The sequence below is a fragment of the Brenneria tiliae genome (assembly GCF_023347575.1).
GTDB lineage: Bacteria > Pseudomonadota > Gammaproteobacteria > Enterobacterales > Enterobacteriaceae > Brenneria > Brenneria corticis.
In genome coordinates, this window is sequence record NZ_JAKPCB010000094.1 from 35,168 (window position 1) to 51,306 (window position 16,139).

13 protein-coding genes are annotated in these 16,139 nt (G+C 58.9%); all 13 read right to left on the minus strand.

What is annotated here, in order from left to right; translation table 11 throughout:
* Positions 1-12: 12 nt before the first annotated feature.
* The 13 genes from MFP24_RS07990 to MFP24_RS08050 all read right to left on the minus strand — a co-directional run bounded on the left by MFP24_RS07990 (position 13) and on the right by MFP24_RS08050 (position 16,056).
* A complete protein-coding gene (locus MFP24_RS07990; protein ID WP_249229945.1) occupies positions 13-1,101 on the minus strand; it encodes a hypothetical protein in 1,089 nt (362 codons plus the stop codon).
* Between the two features lie 61 nt (positions 1,102-1,162).
* Positions 1,163-2,452: a carbohydrate porin gene (locus MFP24_RS07995; RefSeq protein ID WP_249229944.1), complete on the minus strand. Its 1,290-nt coding sequence runs from the start codon at positions 2,450-2,452 to the stop codon at positions 1,163-1,165.
* Between the two features lie 370 nt (positions 2,453-2,822).
* On the minus strand, positions 2,823-4,196 hold the full coding sequence (locus tag MFP24_RS08000; RefSeq protein WP_249229943.1) for a carbohydrate porin: 1,374 nt from the start codon (positions 4,194-4,196) through the stop codon (positions 2,823-2,825).
* A gap of 300 nt (positions 4,197-4,496) precedes the next feature.
* Complete coding sequence (locus MFP24_RS08005; RefSeq protein ID WP_249229942.1) at positions 4,497-5,042, minus strand: hypothetical protein; 546 nt, start codon at positions 5,040-5,042, stop codon at positions 4,497-4,499.
* Positions 5,043-5,135: 93 nt separating this feature from the next.
* Positions 5,136-6,509 carry a carbohydrate porin gene (locus MFP24_RS08010; protein ID WP_249229941.1) on the minus strand — a complete coding sequence of 458 codons (1,374 nt, stop codon included), beginning with the start codon at positions 6,507-6,509 and terminating at the stop codon, positions 5,136-5,138.
* A 362-nt stretch (positions 6,510-6,871) separates the two neighbouring features.
* Complete coding sequence (locus MFP24_RS08015; protein WP_249229940.1) at positions 6,872-8,794, minus strand: FAD-dependent oxidoreductase; 1,923 nt, start codon at positions 8,792-8,794, stop codon at positions 6,872-6,874.
* Between the two features lie 127 nt (positions 8,795-8,921).
* A complete protein-coding gene (locus MFP24_RS08020; protein WP_249229939.1) occupies positions 8,922-10,100 on the minus strand; it encodes an acetyl-CoA C-acetyltransferase in 1,179 nt (392 codons plus the stop codon).
* A 62-nt stretch (positions 10,101-10,162) separates the two neighbouring features.
* A complete protein-coding gene (locus tag MFP24_RS08025) occupies positions 10,163-11,497 on the minus strand; it encodes an MFS transporter (protein ID WP_249229938.1) in 1,335 nt (444 codons plus the stop codon).
* A 110-nt stretch (positions 11,498-11,607) separates the two neighbouring features.
* Positions 11,608-12,252, minus strand: a complete 645-nt coding sequence (locus MFP24_RS08030) for a 3-oxoacid CoA-transferase subunit B (RefSeq protein WP_249229937.1) — start codon at positions 12,250-12,252, stop codon at positions 11,608-11,610.
* Entirely contained in the window at positions 12,249-12,914 is a 666-nt protein-coding gene (locus tag MFP24_RS08035; protein WP_249229936.1) for a CoA transferase subunit A, read from the minus strand. The genes MFP24_RS08030 and MFP24_RS08035 overlap by 4 nt, the downstream gene beginning before the upstream one ends.
* Before the next feature lie 2 nt (positions 12,915-12,916).
* Positions 12,917-14,086: a thiolase family protein gene (locus MFP24_RS08040; protein WP_249229935.1), complete on the minus strand. Its 1,170-nt coding sequence runs from the start codon at positions 14,084-14,086 to the stop codon at positions 12,917-12,919.
* 34 nt (positions 14,087-14,120) lie between these two features.
* Positions 14,121-14,960: a beta-keto acid cleavage family enzyme gene (locus MFP24_RS08045; RefSeq protein WP_249229934.1), complete on the minus strand. Its 840-nt coding sequence runs from the start codon at positions 14,958-14,960 to the stop codon at positions 14,121-14,123.
* 100 nt (positions 14,961-15,060) lie between these two features.
* Positions 15,061-16,056 (minus strand): enoyl-CoA hydratase/isomerase family protein, encoded by a 996-nt coding sequence (locus MFP24_RS08050; RefSeq protein ID WP_249229933.1) that lies wholly within the window; start codon positions 16,054-16,056, stop codon positions 15,061-15,063.
* Positions 16,057-16,139 lie beyond the last annotated feature (83 nt).

The window sequence follows — 16,139 nt, forward strand, 5'->3', positions numbered from 1 at the left end:
TCATTCACCGGGCTATTTGGCCGTATTTATATTCCATACCGAGCCGCTGCCTACCGGCTGCATATGCATATAACGCTGTACGCCTTCGATCTTTCCGCCATAAAATTTCACCACCTCTACCGTTTGCATGGAGGTCGGCATTGTTTTCAAAACCGGGACATACGAGAGGTCGCCATGCTTATGCCGCGACTGGCGGGGCGTTCCGTTGGGATCGTGGATATCCGCGGGCAACCGCTTCCAGCCGGCGGAAGAGTCGTCGGGCACAAAGGTAGACTCAAGCCCCGGCGTAATAAAGCTGGGAAAAACCACCCCGGGAACAATGCCAAAACTGGCCGCAACGCCTTGTTGCTCATCGACAACGACGCGCGCCTGTTTATCTTCCGGCCGGTCGGAAACGGTACAAGGCACGGAAACGCCCCCCTCGGTCGCACGGTGCGAGAGATCCGGGGCATCCGCCTGGGTAATCAACTTGAGCGCATCGGGATCCTCAATCACTCGTCCGCCCATCTCAACCAGCTCGCACGATTTGGAACCGGGCGGATTACCATAGCTTTTATCAAAAACGCTGTACGCCACGCGCGTCAGTTCTTCACGGCTGGCCTTCTCTTTTGCCGGAACCTCATAGCGCCAGGCCTGGGGCAAATTATCAAGTTCGTGCGGCGCGAACAGCTGGCCCGATTCGCCCTTGGAGCGGCTGATATACAGTTCAAGCTCCGTCAGATGGCGATCCTCCACTTTCAACCGGCCATACAATACCGACGGGCTGTCTCCTTCCCGCACCTCGGTAATCACCACAATTTGCCCCGTTTGGGGATCTATCGCCTCTTGCCCCGGCCCCAGGGGCTTAAAGTCCGTGACGGTGCGCCAGAGAGTGCTCATTACCGGAGAAACCGGCGTACCGTTTTCGGTCAACAGGTAACTGCGCGCCAAAGGCAGCGCTTCGCTGTTATGTTCCTTCATCGACTTAAGCACCTGCAGGGCGATCTCTTTCAGGCACTGGCGATCGCAATCCCCCGTTGGCGTTCCCGCCTGCGACACAAGAGGGAACGCCAGCAGATTGCCCCCTAAACAAAGCGTCAAAATAAAATTTTTCTTTTTCATCGCTATTTATCCTGTTTTATTGATTAATCGGTTTATAAAAAAAGATTGTCGCAGCCCGCCGCTATGGATTACCCAGCATTAGCGCAACCGTCACGCCGACCAGCCAGCCGCTGACCGGTACGTTGGCGGAGGTTCTGGAAATTGCGCTATCAGGATTGACGATATATTCAATAGCCGGCTGGATTTTTACATGCGTGCCGATAGAGAAAGTGGAACTCAATTCAATGCGGTATTCGTTGGAGGAAGTCATCTGGTCGCTGCCCCCCAGAGACATTCTGGTATCGCGCTGGGCCAATAGCGTTGATTTATTGAGATGGATATACATCACCTTGCCGGTAATTTGATCAAGTTCTATCCAGTGCGGCAATGCTATCTGCGGCTTGACGTAAGCCATGCCCAAAGTGAGGCCCCAATCCACCGGTTTGGCATCGTCAAAAGAGTGCTCTATGGTGCCGAAATATCCCAGATTACTGGGAATATCCGTTCCCGTAGCGGCGGTTTTTCCCGTTTCCGACCAAAATGTTTTGGCAAATTTAACAACAATGCCGCCCGAGCCCCGATGGCTTTTATCCGTTTCGTACGGGTCTCTGATACGGGCATCCGCATAAAAGTAGTTGAACTGGTAATCTTCGGGATAGGGGTGGTAGGAAAAATCCGTCTTGTAACGCAACGAAGCGACGGCAAAGGTTCCCGTCCCTCCGCCCATGCCGAACGCATCCCAGCCGTTATCCTTTATCAGTGAACTATACTCGCGCATTTGCTGTATTCCGGCTTCCGCCGTCACCGCGCGGGACAATTTATAGCCTACGCGTCCCCCCATGCTGCCGGTGCTGGCGTCAGGCACGCCGGTATTCCATTTAACCAGCGCATCCGTGCAAAGAAAATCAATGCCGCAGTTGGGTGAAAAGTAATACCGTTGCAGATTCGTCTTGCCAAATTCAACGTCCAGCCGCCCCTCCAACAGCGAAATTTCATAGGTAAGAAGCGAAAGCCAGGGACTAAAGCTGGCATCATGAGACGGATATTGATCGCCGCCAAGATAACTGCTGGCATAGCTACCGAATTCCACCATATTACCGTCTTCATCTCCCGGATGATGCCAGGGGAATATGACGCCTTCGATATGGATCCTGGAATTCGCCATATTCGCCAGTTTTGCCAAATCCAGATCGAGCGCGTTGATAAAAATCGTCTGGCCGCCGGTATGGCCGACACGAGCGCCGGTGCTGATATTATTGAACAATGCATTCAACATCAGGCCGCGATAAACAATGCCCTTATCGTTTAATAGTTCCCCCAGCCCCGGTTCTGGTTCCCGATACCATCCTTTGGCCAGATAGGGATTATCCATGACTGGAGCGTCACCCTTTTTCGCCGAAGTGTCCCCGGCAGGAAGTTCTGACGCCAACGTATTCATTACCCAGAAACAACATGTCATTGCGACACAAATATCCCTAAGCATATAAATGACCCTATATTGTTATGTATTATCAATGGTCGTGCCGATATCCAACGGCATTACTTCAACTTGTAATAACAACACCAGCGCGACGCGTGGCCGAAATAATTCTCCCTCCGGCCGTTGGAGTAATAAAACCGGCCGGAGGGATAGATATCTCATCGTCATTGCCCTCCTGTATTTACACAGTTGACGCCATTCATATTTCAAATGGCGGGGCGTGGTGTGCGGACGGGCAGTCCCGCCTCGTCCGCCGTCGCTGTCAAAGCCCGAGCAGCTTATCCACCATCACATTCATCTGGATCCAGAACGTGTAGCCGTCCTCGGGTTTGACGCCGGAATAAGGATACTGCCAGTTGGTGTTATTCCAGGTGCGGGCGCCGACCATCTGCAGATTCACCTCCGGCGTCAGCATAATGGAGGCGTCGATGCTCAGCTGATACTCGTTGCGCGGCACCCGCCACCCCGTCCCGCCCTCAACGGCGAACACATCCTGCAGGTAGTCCCGCTCGCTGCCGGTCAGTTTGGCCCAGCGGAACGTCAGGCCGTAGCTGTCGTGGGGGCGGCTCTGCCAGGGGCCGGACCACATGATCCCCGCATCCGCCAGCGTGGCGAGCCCTTTATACGCCTCGGCCCCCAGGGTGTGCGTCAGGCTGCCGTACAGGCTTACCGCGCTGGGGGAGGGATTCTGCGCATCGCTCCCGCCGTCGCGCCGCCACAGCGCTTTTTTGGCGGTGAGATAAAAGCCGGAGACGCCGTTATGGGTGCGAACCGGGGAGCTGTCGTCGTACACCTTGGAGGTTCCGTTTACCGTGTAGTAGACGTCGTCGTATTCCATAAAGTTATGGAATCCCAGGATCTCCCAGTTGAAGGGATACGGCTCCTGCCGCCAGTTGACGCGTCGCGCCACGTTGGCGACCAGCAGGGTGTTGCCGCTTTCGAAGTCGTCATCCCAGCGCTCCCAGCCGTTGGTGAACGGAAACGCCTGATAGGTGCGCCAGACGCCGATGCCGGACTCCAGCTTCGGCGTAAAGCGGTAGCCGATATGCGCCCCCCAGCCGGCATAAGGCAGCGGCGCGAACACCGCGGTGCCGTTCAGAATGGTGTTCACGCAGGAAATCTCGATATTGCAGTTGTTGTAGCCGAAAAACAGCGCCGGATTGCTTTTGCCGACATCAATCGACAGTCGATCGTCGAACAGCTTCTGCTCATAGGTCAAACGCATCATATGCGCCACCTTGGGGCTGTAGGGCGGCGGGTTGCCGGCCAGCACACCGCCCGACTGGTTGCCGAGCTCCAGATTATGGATAAAAGGCACCCACTGTTGCATAAAGTGAATGCTCCCGCCCGGGATCAGCCCCATGCGGTCCAGATCGAAGTCCGCGCCGGCCATAAACGCGGTCATCGTTTCGTACTGCCCGGTGCGGGTCCCCGCACTGGGGTTTCCCAGCCAGTGCTGGCTGGCGATCAGGTGCGGCGTGACGCCGTGCTCCGCCAGCCATGCTCCCGCTTCGGACAGCGGGCGCTCAGGCTCAGGCTCGGCGGCCAGCGCCTGAGCGCCCGTCAGCAGCATACCGGACGCAATAACCCCAACGGGCAGCATCCTCGCCCCTATATTACGGAATGTCATATTCATTGTTTTATCCTGCCGGTAGCAATGAGACAAACACAGCCGGCCATTGAGATGACCCAAAACCACAGAGCGACTTATTTACCCCTATTCTTTGCCGGTTATTTATTCCGGCCCTGTCGCGGCCGCGACAAAAGCCCTTCAACGGACGTTGAATTAAGGTTTATTTAGCTCTTTTCGGTCACACCCTAAATGACGACGCGATCATAATAATACGGCCGGCAACCGACCGTATTATTACCCTGCTGTTTCAGTCTCTGATTATTAATAAGGCATAGACGGTTAATTACCGCCGTCCGCCGTCATTCAATGCGGTAATCCAAGCGATATCGTCCGACCGTCGGTGGTGCGGGTAAAATCAAGATACGCCACTTTTATATCGTAGAATTTCCCCTGTTCATTCACCCGGTACATCACCACGCCATAAAAATCGAAGTTTTCACCTTTTTTAACCGAGCCAAACGGCGAATCTTCGGCATCATTTATAACGGTAAAGTGCGTATGCATATCGACCGCCAGCGTTTTTCCATCGAAAGAGAAATTATTGAACCTGACCTCTTCCTGCATGATGGGCCATATTCTGGCATAGTGATCCTTTACTTGCGGAATGCCGTTAAGCACCAGTTTCCCATTTTGCATACGAACGTTGGCTGAATAATATTTTTCAAAACAGGCCGAATTCTTACTGTTAAATAAGCTGATGTAATGATCAAAGCTTGCCCTATCGACAATTTTCCCGTCTTCCCTGGATAAATTCACTGCCGTAGCGGCATAGGTTGAATTTATAAAGGTTACTCCAGGAACGGATAACATCATTACCGCCGTCAGCACAATATTGAGTAAATATTTCATCTTTATCGCCCTCTTGTATTTACAGAGTCGACGCCGTTCATATTGCCAGGGCGCGGTCAGCGGACCGGCAATCCCGCCGGTCCGCGCTCTCTGTCAAAGTCCGAGCAGTTTGTCCGCCAGCACGTTCAGTTGCAGCCAGAACGTATAGCCATTCTCCGGCTTGACGCTGGTATAGGGATACTGCCAGTTGCTGTTATTCCAGGTGCGGGCGCCGATCAGCTGCAGATTCACTTCCGGCGTCAGCATAATGGAGGCGTCGATGCTCAGCTGATACTCGTTGCGCGGCACCTGCCACCCCGTCCCGCCCGAAACGTCGAACATATCCTGCAGGTAGTTCTGCTCGCTGCTGGTCAGTTTGGCCCAGCGGAACGTCAGGCCGTAGCTGTCGTGAGGACGGCTCTGCCACGGCCCGGACCATATCAGCCCGGCGTCCGCCAGGGTGGCGATGCCCCGGTGGGCGTGCGACTGCAGGGCGTGCGTTACGCTGCCGTGCAGGCTTACCGCGCTGGGGAAAGGATTCTGCGTATCGGTTCCGCCGTCGCGCCGCCACAGCGCTTTCTTGCCGGTGAGATAGACGCCGGAGACGCCGTCGCGGGTACGCACCGGCGAATTGCTGTCGTACACCTTGGAGGTGCCGTTCACCGTGTAGTAGACGTCATCGTACTCCTTGAAATTATGGAATCCCAACACCTCCCAGTTAAAGGGGTACGGCTCCTGCTGCCAGTTGACGCGCCGCGCCACGTTGGCGACCAACAGGGTGTTGCCGCTGTCCAGGTCGTCGTCCCAGCGCTCCCAGCCGTTGGTGAACGGAAACGCCTGATAGGTGCGCCAGACGCCGATGCCGGACTCCAGCGTCGGCGTAAAGCGGTAGCCGATGCGCGCCCCCCAGCCGGCATAAGGCGGCGGCGCGAATACCGCCGTTTCATTCAGTATGGTGTTTACGCAGGCCGAGGGGATATTACAGTTGGTGAAACCGAAGAACTGCCCCGGGTTGCTCTTGCCGGCCTCGATCGACAGCCGGTCGTCGAACAATTTCTGCTCATAGGTGAAACGCATCAGATGCGCCGTCTTGGGGATGTAGGGCGGCGGGTTGCCGGCCAGCACACCGCCCGACTGGTTGCCGAGATCCAGATTATGGGTAAAGGGCACCCATAGCTGCATAAAATGGATGCTCCCGCCGGGAATAAGCCCCATGCGGTCCAGATCGAAGTCCGCGCCGGCCATAAACATGGTCAGCGTTTCATGCTGGTCGGTGCGGGTTCCCGCGCTGGGGTTGCCCAGATAAAGCTGCGAGACGATCAGATGCGGCGTGACGCCATGCTCCGCCAGCCATGTTCCCGCCTCCGACAGCGGACGTTCAGACGCCGGCTCGGCGGCCCGCGCCTGAGCGCCCGTCAGCAGCATACCGGACGCAACAACGCCGGCGGACAGCATCCCCGTCCATATATTACGGTGTGTTATTTTCATGTTCTATCCCACAGAGATAATGAGACGAGAACAGCCTGTCATTGAATGACAAAAAACGGCAGAGCGTTTTTTTTGTAAGAATTACACGCTCTTTTCGGTCATAAATAGTGTTAATGACGGTACGATAATAATTATTCTTTGACTGTCAGATTTATTATTAGCGCGCTGTTTCCGTCTCTGGTTGTAATTAATGCGGCACATTCTGGCGGTGCCGCATGAGTTATATACCCGTCATACTTCAAGCTGCAGATGCGTTGGCTGCGCTCAGTCACCCGAATCACTTACCTGTGTAAGCTCATCGGGATTCCTTCCCTTGCCGCCTTCCTGCAACTCGAATTATTTAGGGTATAGAAATAATAGGGCTACTTTTTCAGAACAGATTGCGCCGCGTGCTCGCCGGCGATGCGCCCGGAGTTCAACGCAAAGCCGTTCGCCAATCCCTGATAAGGCGGATAGCCCGGTACGCTGTAAAAACCGGCCGCATTGTTCCCCACCGCGTACAGACCGGCGATGGGCTGAAGATCCCCATTGGTGACCTGCAGGTCGGAATTCACCCGCACGCCGCCCAGGGAGCTCAGGCTGACCACCACCGCTTTAAAGGCGTAGAAAGGCCCTTTTTCGATGCCGTACGCCAGATACTCCGCTTTCTTGCCGAAGTCCTTATCCTGTTTGGCCTTCACGTTGCCGTTATAGCGGTCGACGGTGGCTTTCAGACTCTCGGGGGCGATCCCCATGCGCGACGCCAACTCGGCAATGTCCTTGCCCTTGACGATCGACTTGCTGGTTCCGCCTCTGGTGCCCGCATCCGCCAGCGCGACAAAGTCGCCGGGTTTGGGCGGGTTGGCCGGGCCGGCGCCCGACAGCGGGAACGGCATGGCGTTTTTGGTGAAGGATTTCAACGTCGGCGTATCGACGATAATGTAATAATGGCCGCCGACGGAGTAGGCGACGTTGGCCCAGAAGGCGGTATCGTAGATATGGCCCTCGTCCGCAAAGCGCTCACCGACCACATCCACCCACAGCAGCGGCGATTTCAGCAGCCAGATCAGCGGGCTGTCCAGCGCCGCCGCGTCGCCGCCGCCGTGATGCGCCCCTTCCGAAGGCTCGATGTCGACCAACTGGGCGGCGTGGATCAGGGCGGACTGCATATCCCATTTCGCGCCGCCGGCTTTCCAGGCCATTTCCAGCCCCTCGCCCATATTGGGCCATGCCAGCGGGAAAATATTCGCCGTCAGCATCGCTTCGTCCAGCATCTTTTTGTTGGCGCCGAAGCCGCCGCTGGCCAGAATCACCGCCTTGGCGTGCACGGTTAACTTACCGCCGTCCGCTTTTTCGGCGATCAGCCCGGTCACGTTGCCTTTATCATCCTGAATCAGCGATTTGCCGACGGTTTTGGTCAGCACTTTGCCGCCCAGCTTGGCGAATTCGTCGTACAGCGTCTTATAAGCCGCTTCGCCGCCGTTTTTGATGCGATGATAGACGTCCGATTTAATCGGGTCTTCCAGGTGCGCCTGCTGTACCGAGCTCTGCTTGGCGTCGCGCGTGGTTTCCACGATTTCCAGCTCCACGCCGTGCTTGATCATCCAGTCAACCGTCGATGCCGATTTATCGACGATCCTTTTGGTCAACGGGCCGTTGGAGAGATACTGGTTATATTCCAGCAGCCGCTGCGTCAGCTCGGCGGCGGTGTATTTCATGCCCTTCGCTTTCTGCAGCGACGACTCCACCGCGGTAAAACCGCTGGCCATGCGCCCCGCGCCGCCCAGCACCGGCATTTTCTCTATCACCAGCACCTTGGCGCCTTTTTCCGCCGCGGCCAGCGCGGCGGCAGTGCCGGAGACGCCGCCGCCCACCACCACCACGTCGACGCTGGTTTCCTCATCCTGCCCCTGTTTCGCCACCTTTCCCTGATAGCGCGCCACGTCCGCTCCCGCCTGACTCAGCGCCGCGGAGACCGCTTTCTTCACCGCGTTGCTGGTCATGGTCGCGCCGGTCACGCCGTCCACATTCAGGCTCTGATGCTCGACAATCGCCGCCCCCACTTCCGGACCGGCCTTGCCGCCCAGCTCCGGCGTTTCCTTGCTGGCATCCACCGCGATATCCTTGATAACCCCCGCGGCATCAATGGTGACCGTCACGCCGACTATCCCTTCGTTGCCCTTTTCCGTGGCGCTGTACTGGCCGGCGGTAATCGCGGCATGGGCCGATGCGCCCAACATACCGCACGCCAGCAACATCATGGCGAGCTGCCGTTTATAGGTGCGTCCTCTATTTTTCGTTATCATAATTTCACCTTTATAGAGTTATTTTCATACTGCCGACAAAGTTATGCGCTTTGCCATTAATGACCCCTCCAACCTCCCCCTTGCCAGGGGGAGGAGCCAAATGGGGTATGCCCTGCGCCGATATATGCTATATACGTTCCACTATCACCGCCACGCCCTGCCCGCCGCCGACGCAGAGCGTCGCCAGCCCCAGCGTTTTGTCCCTGTCCGCCAGCGCATGCAGCAGCGTTACCAGGATCCGCGCGCCGGATGCGCCGATGGGATGCCCCAGGGCGATGGCGCCGCCGTTGATATTGGTTTTATCCATGTCCAGTTTCAGTTCACGGCCGACGGCGACAAACTGGGCGGCGAAAGCCTCGTTGGCTTCCACCAGATCGATATCCGCTATCGTCAGTCCGGCCCGGCTCAGCGCCTGCCGGGTCGCGGGCACCGGGCCGATGCCCATCACCGCGGGATCGACGCCGCTGACGGCATAGCCGCGGATGCGCGCCAGAGGCCGAATGCCGCGCTGTGTCGCCCAGTTCTCGCTCATTACCACCAGCGCGGCCGCGCCGTCGTTAATCCCCGACGCATTGCCGGCCGTTACCGAACCGGCGGGATTAAAGGCCGGCGCCAGTTTGCCCAGGCTTTCCGCCGAGGTGCCCGCCCGCGGGTGCTCGTCAACCGCAAACAGCGTGTCGCCCTTCTTGCTTTTCAGCGTTACCGGGATGATTTCCTGGCGAAACGCGCCGCGCTCAATCGCCGCCGCCGCCCGCTGCTGGGAAAGCAGCGCCACGTCGTCCTGCTCCTGGCGGCTGATATGGTAGCGTTGCGCGACATTTTCCGCCGTCACCCCCATGTGGTAACGATTGACGGCGCAGAACAGACCGTCGTTGACCATGCTGTCGGTTATCGTCTGGTCGCCCATGCGGTATCCCCAACGGGCCTGATTAAGCAGATAGGGCGCCGCCGACATGTTTTCCATGCCGCCGGCCAGCACCACGTCCGCATTGCCGGCGGCAATGCTTTGCGCCGCGAATATCACGCTTTGCAGGCCGGAGCCGCACACCATATTGATGCTGGTCGCCGGCGTGGTGTCCGGCAGGCCGGCCTGCAGCAGCGCCTGGCGGGCGGGGTTCTGACCCAGCCCCGCCTGAAGCACGTTGCCGAAAATTACCTCGTCGACCGCCGCCGGTCCGAGACCCGCCCGGCGAACCGCCGCATCAATAACCAACGCGCCCAGCTGCGGCGCGGTAAAACCGCTCAGGCTGCCGCCGAATTTACCGATGGCCGTACGCGCCGCACTGGCAATAACAAGTGATGTCATAAATGCCTCTTGTAAGCGAAAATAAAACCTCGTTTATTCCTCATCGCCGGGAACAACCCCTATCAACGCGGCGATCCGCTGCGCCGAACGGCGGGCGCGTCAACCTCCACCGGCGTCACATCGGTCAGCCAGATCAGCAGCAGCGCCAGGGCGCCCACGCCCACCAGCAGCAGATAGGCGCCGGTATAGCCGCCCAGATACGCCAGGCCGAAAGCCAGAATGGAGAATGCGAAGCAGCGCACCACGGATTGAATCGGGTGCACGATGCCGATGGCGCGAATATAGAGACGGCGGGGGAACTTGGTGGCGATCAGCGCGGTGCTTAAATTGGTGGCGCCCGGCAGGCTGAAGCCGATCATCAGCAGGGAGACCCACAGCATAACGGTATGATGAGCAAACAGGTTGATCACCACCGCCGCCATCCACCAGGCGGTGTAGACCAGCAGCGCCCGTTTGACCCCGAGGCGATGGTTGAGCCAGCCCCAGCCGTATGCCCCCAGCGTGCCGAACAGCGCCGACGCGGACATATAGAAAATGGCGGTGTTTAACTCATAGCCCATCTCCATCAGCCGCGGCACGATCTGACTCACCACGCCCACCAGCATGATGTAGATGGCGCCGGTGGCGATGCCCATAAACCACACGTCGCGCATCCCCAGCAACTGCCTGACGCTGAGCGGACAGACATAGTCGTCATGGGCGCGCATGCGCTCGCCCAGTTCGGCGACGGAAAGCCGCTCGTTATCCGGCGCCAGGCCGATATCCTCGGGTTTATTGGCGACAAACAGCAGCACCAGCACCGCCATGATAAACATCATGGTCGAGATGCCCCAGAAGCCATGGCGGATACCCAGCCAGACGAACAGCGCGGCCAGCGTGGGAACGAAAAACGCGCTGGAAAACGTCTGCCCCACCGTGCTCCACCCCAGCGCCAGCCCCGCCTTGCGCACGAACCAGCTGGTCATGATGGCGGTGCCGCCCACGTAGGCAAAACCGGTGCCGAAGAAACAGACGCCGGCGAACAGCAGCGCGAACCCCGTCAGCGAACCGCTGTACCCCAGCAGGCCGAAGCACAGTCCGCAGGCCAGCAGACAGAAAATGATGTTGAATTTGGCGCCTTTCTTCTCGCACAGCCAGGCGCATATCGGCCCCGCGGGAATAGAGGCCCAGGAAGCCGGCGTCGCCAGCGCCAGCAGCATGCTGTAGTCCAGATCGTAGGTCTGCGACAGCGCCGGCAGCATCACGTTCAGGCCGTGGGTTATGGCGCCGGCGGCGATCCAGAACATGACCGCCTGTAAGATGATGATGGTCCAGCCGCGCGCGCCAAAACCGTTGCTGCTGGCGGCGGGATGCGCATCGCCCCGGGTAGAACAATTTGTGGTCTTATTAAACGCCATATTATTTTCTTGCCCAGTCATAGGATAATGCTCCCACGGTGCCGGAACGCTGTTGCGGCGCCGGCGCCGTTATACGGTGGTGTCGGAACATTCCGACGGGGAGTGATGAGTTAAGCCTGCATAATCGCCAGCCGTTCGGCGATCAGCAGCCGGGGTTCAACCTGGCGTTGAATATCCTCGGGCGTCAGCCCTTCCAGCAGTTCCACCAGCACCAGCCCGTCCTGGGTGACGTCAATCACGCACTGCTCGGTGACGATATGGTTCACGCAGCCCTTGCCCGTTAGCGGATAGCTGCATGAGTTGACAATTTTCGGCTCTCCTTTTTTGGTGCACAGCTCCATGGTGATAATCACTTTCCGCGCGCCGTTGACCAGATCCATCGCCCCGCCCATGCCGAATACGCGGCCGGGCTGCGCCCAGTTGGCCAGGTCGCCGTTCTCCGCCACCTGTAATCCGCCCAGCACCGTCGCCGCCAGTTTGCCGGAGCGCACCAGGGCGAAGGATTCGGCGCTGTCGAAGGTACTGGCGCCGGGCACCGGCACGAAACGCAGGGCGGTGGCGTTGGAGAACCCCTCCACCGCCAGCACGCCCTCCACCAGCGGCCCCATGCCCACCAGGCCGTTTTCGGTGTGGAACATCACGCCGGCGGGGGCATAGTCGCTGCACAGACTGGGGATGCCGATGCCGAGGTTGATGACGTCGCCGGCTGAAAAATAGGCCGCGGCCCGCCGGGCAATCCGATCTCGCGCGTTCATAAGCGTTCTCCTTGCAGCGTCAGAATCTTGTCTACGTAAGCGCCGGGGGTGATGATGCTATCGATGCCGAGTTCGCCCACGTCCACCAGCATATCGGCATCCACCAGCGTCAGGCGCGAGGCCTTGGCGACCAGCGGGTTGAAATTGCGCATGGTGCCGCGATAGGTAAGATTGCCCAGCGGGTCGGCGGTACGGGCGCGCACCAGGCCGATATCCGCCCGCAGCGCCGTTTCCAGCAGATAGCGTTCGCCATCCGCCTCGACGAACTGTTTGCCCTCTTCCACCATCGTGCCGATGCCGGTTTTGGTCAGCACGCCGCCCAGCCCCGAACCGCCGCAGCGCATGCGCTCGGCCAGGCTGCCCTGCGGCACCAGCTCCAGCTCGATTTTTCCGGCGGCGACCAGCGCCACCGTTTCGGTATTGCGCCCGATATGCGAGGCGATCAGTTTGTCCACCAGACCGTGATGGATCAGGCGGCCAACGGTGAGATCCGCATCGCCGCTATCGTTGGAAATCAGGGTGAAGTGGCGCGCGCCGCTGTCTATCACGCACTGAATCAGGCGATTCGGCACGCCGTGGTTGGCGAAACCGCCGCACATCAGCGTTTGTCCGTCCTTAAACAGCGCGGTGATTTCATCTATTGAAGTGAATTTTCCCGACATCATCATTCCCTCGTCAGCAGGACCGCAACGCCCTGACCGCCGCCGACGCAAAAGGTAATCACGGCGTTGTTCAGGTGACGGCGTTGCATGTCGTAAACGGTTTTAGTGGCCAGAATGGCGCCGCTTCCGGCCAGCGGATGCCCGAGCGCGATCGCCCCGCCGTTGGGGTTGACCCGCTGCGGATCCATGCCGATATCGCGGATACAGGCCAGCGACTGGGCGGCGAACGCCTCGTTCAGCTCCCACAGGTCAACGTCCTCGACCGCCAGGCCGGTCTGACGCAGCAGTTTGGCCGTCGCCGGCACCGGCCCCAGCCCCATAAAGTTGGGATCCACGCCGGCGGCGGCATAGCCGCGAAATACCGCCAGGATCTCCAGACCCTGGGCCTGCGCCAGCGAGCGTTCCATCACCACCAGCGCGCCGGCGCCGTCGCTCATCGGCGAGCTGTTGCCGGCGGTTACCATGCCGTCCTGGCAAAAGCTGGGGCGCAGAGAGGAGAGCGCCTCCAGCGAACAGTCGGGACGCACCGACTCATCCTGCCGCACCACGATCTCCCGCCCGCGGCGATCCGGCAGCGTAACCGCCACCACCTGGTCGTCAAAGCGCCCTTCCTGCCAGGCGGCGGCGGCCAACCTGTGGCTGCGCAGCGAAAATTCGTCCAGTTCCCGGCGGCTCAGCAAATAGCGCCGGGCGATATTTTCCGCGGTGATGCCCATGGAGGGATTGCCCAGCCGATCCGGCGAGGTATGAATATCCACAAAGCGCGGCGGCTGCACCGAATACGCCGTTTCGGTTTTCTCCAGCGACCAGGTGCGCCGGGAATCGCTCTCCACGCCGCCGACCACCACCGTCTCGGCGAAGCCGGCCATAATCTGGATCGCGCCGTAGGCCAGCGCGTTAAGCGAGGCGGCGCACTGGCGATCGAGCGTGATGCCCGGCACCGAAATGGGCAGCCCCGCTTCCAGCGCCACCATCCGCCCCATATTGTTGATTTCATTATTCATTAAATTGGCAAAGATAACGTCATCAATGCTTTCGGGGTCGATCCCGGCCCGATGTACCGCTTCTTTTACCGCCAGCGCGCCCAACATATGCGCCGGAACCGGCGCCAGCGTACCGCGACATCTGCCGATCGGCGTACGCGCCGCCGACACAATGACTGCCTGTTTCATAATCGTTTCCCGATGTAACCCTATAAAGGGATCGCTACAGAGGACGCAGCCCCAATAGTTTTCTGGCGACGGCCGGCGTCGCCACCTGTTTGCCCGCCAGGCGAACGGCCTGCGCCGCGCGCTCCACCAGCTGTGGATTGGTGGCTTTCACCCCTTTGCTGAAATAGACGTTGTCTTCCAGACCCACCCGCACGTGTCCGCCCAGCGCCAGGGTGGCGAACAGAATCGGCAGATGGTATTTGCCGACGCCAAAGGCCGACCAGGTGGCGTCGGCGGGAATATGCGCCACCAGATAGTTCAGATTCTCCACCGTGGCGGGCATTCCCCCCGGCACGCCGAGACAGAATTGATAGTGCAGCGGAGCGCGTAATTTGCCCTGTTCGACAAAATAGCCGGCGACGCCCAGCATGCCGCTGTCGAAGATCTCCACTTCCGGCTTGATCCCCCGTTCGCTGAGGATTTCGCCCAGTTTGCCCAGGAACTGCGGGGAATTGATAAACACGCCGCCGGGCATCCAGTTAAACGAGCCGGCGTCCCAGGAGGCGATTTCAATCCCTTCCAGCCGGGAAACGTGTTCCATACGCTGCGCGTCGCTGGCCCGATGATCGCCGGAGGTGGTGCAGTTGATAATCACATCGCAGTCGCGGTAGCCGCGCAGCAGGCGGATGGTTTCGGCAAACTTGTCGCAGTCCATCGTGCCCTGCCCCTGGTCGTCGCGCATATGCAGATGCACGATGGCCGCGCCCTGCTGCCAGCAGCGATAAGCGTCGGCGGCGATTTCCTCCGGCGTCAGTGGGATATGTTCATTGATATCTTTTGGCGTTACCGCGCCGGTCAGGGCGGCGGAAATAATAACGTCGTTGCCTGTGTTCATGGTGTTTCCCCGTTTACAGCTTCTATAGTTTTTAAATCAACAGGTTACCTAGACATACCCGCCGTTGCGGCCGTAGCGGCCCCAGGCGGGCGACCGGCGCTTACTTGATTTCGTCTTCTTCCTGACCGCCGCCAAGCCGCGGACGAATAACCTTGCCTTTCTTCTCGGCGGCCTTGACCAGCTCGGCCTCTTCGTGCGCCCACGTCCAGTAGTTGGCTTCGTGTGGAGAGTGCTCGGTGGCGGTGACGAACATTTCGGTGGCGAAAGCGCTACGCAGTTCGTTGGCGATATCTTCCTTCCAGGCTTTACGCAGCATCTGCGTGGTGATGCGGCGGGTCACGCGGGTGCCGGTGCGCATAATCAGCTCGGCGATTTCCCAGGCGCGGTCGTAGGTCGCTTCCGTATCGGTACAGATTTCGTTGACCATGCCGAGGGACAGAGCCTTGCGGGCGGTGATGATTTCGCCGGTCAATTCGGCGTAGGCGTAGCGTTTGCGCCCCATCAGCTCGCGCCAGGCGATCTGGATGCCGTCGCCGGGAACCATGTTGGTGCGAAAGTGCATCTCGGTGGTCCAGGCGTCCTCGGTACACAGGGTGATATCGCTGAACAGCACCAGGTCGGTGTGGAAGGCGGCGCCGTTCCATACGCCGATGGTGGGAACCTCGACGTCGAAGACCTGGCCTTCAATGTCGTTGGTGCCGTCATAATACTGATATTCATACATTTTCCAGGCTTCGTCCGGCGCGGAGGCGAACTCGGTGGCCGGCAGCCAGTTGCCGTTCTCATCCAGCCGGCCGATGCCCTTCATAAAGTCCTTGCCGGTGCCGCCGAGGATGATGACTTCGTTATCCGGGTCTCTTCCGGCCCAGTCGAAGAAATAGTGCAGCGCCTGATGCGCCGGCGCCCCCCATTGCAGGCTGTCGCCGTTGGTATGCAGACGGGCTTCAAGAATTCCGTTCTTCCGCTTCATGGTGAAGCAGTGTTTGAGCTTTTCCGAATATTCTTCGAAAGGCATATGGGGAATTGTTCCCAATTCCTTATGTGACATTTCCTTGCGTTTTCCGGCATCAGACTCATAATTGGCTTTAATCACCATGATTTACTCCTTCGTTATGGCATTATTTGAATTAATTAAAACTTATTGGAAGTGACGTTGATTTAAATGATGTGATTCACATT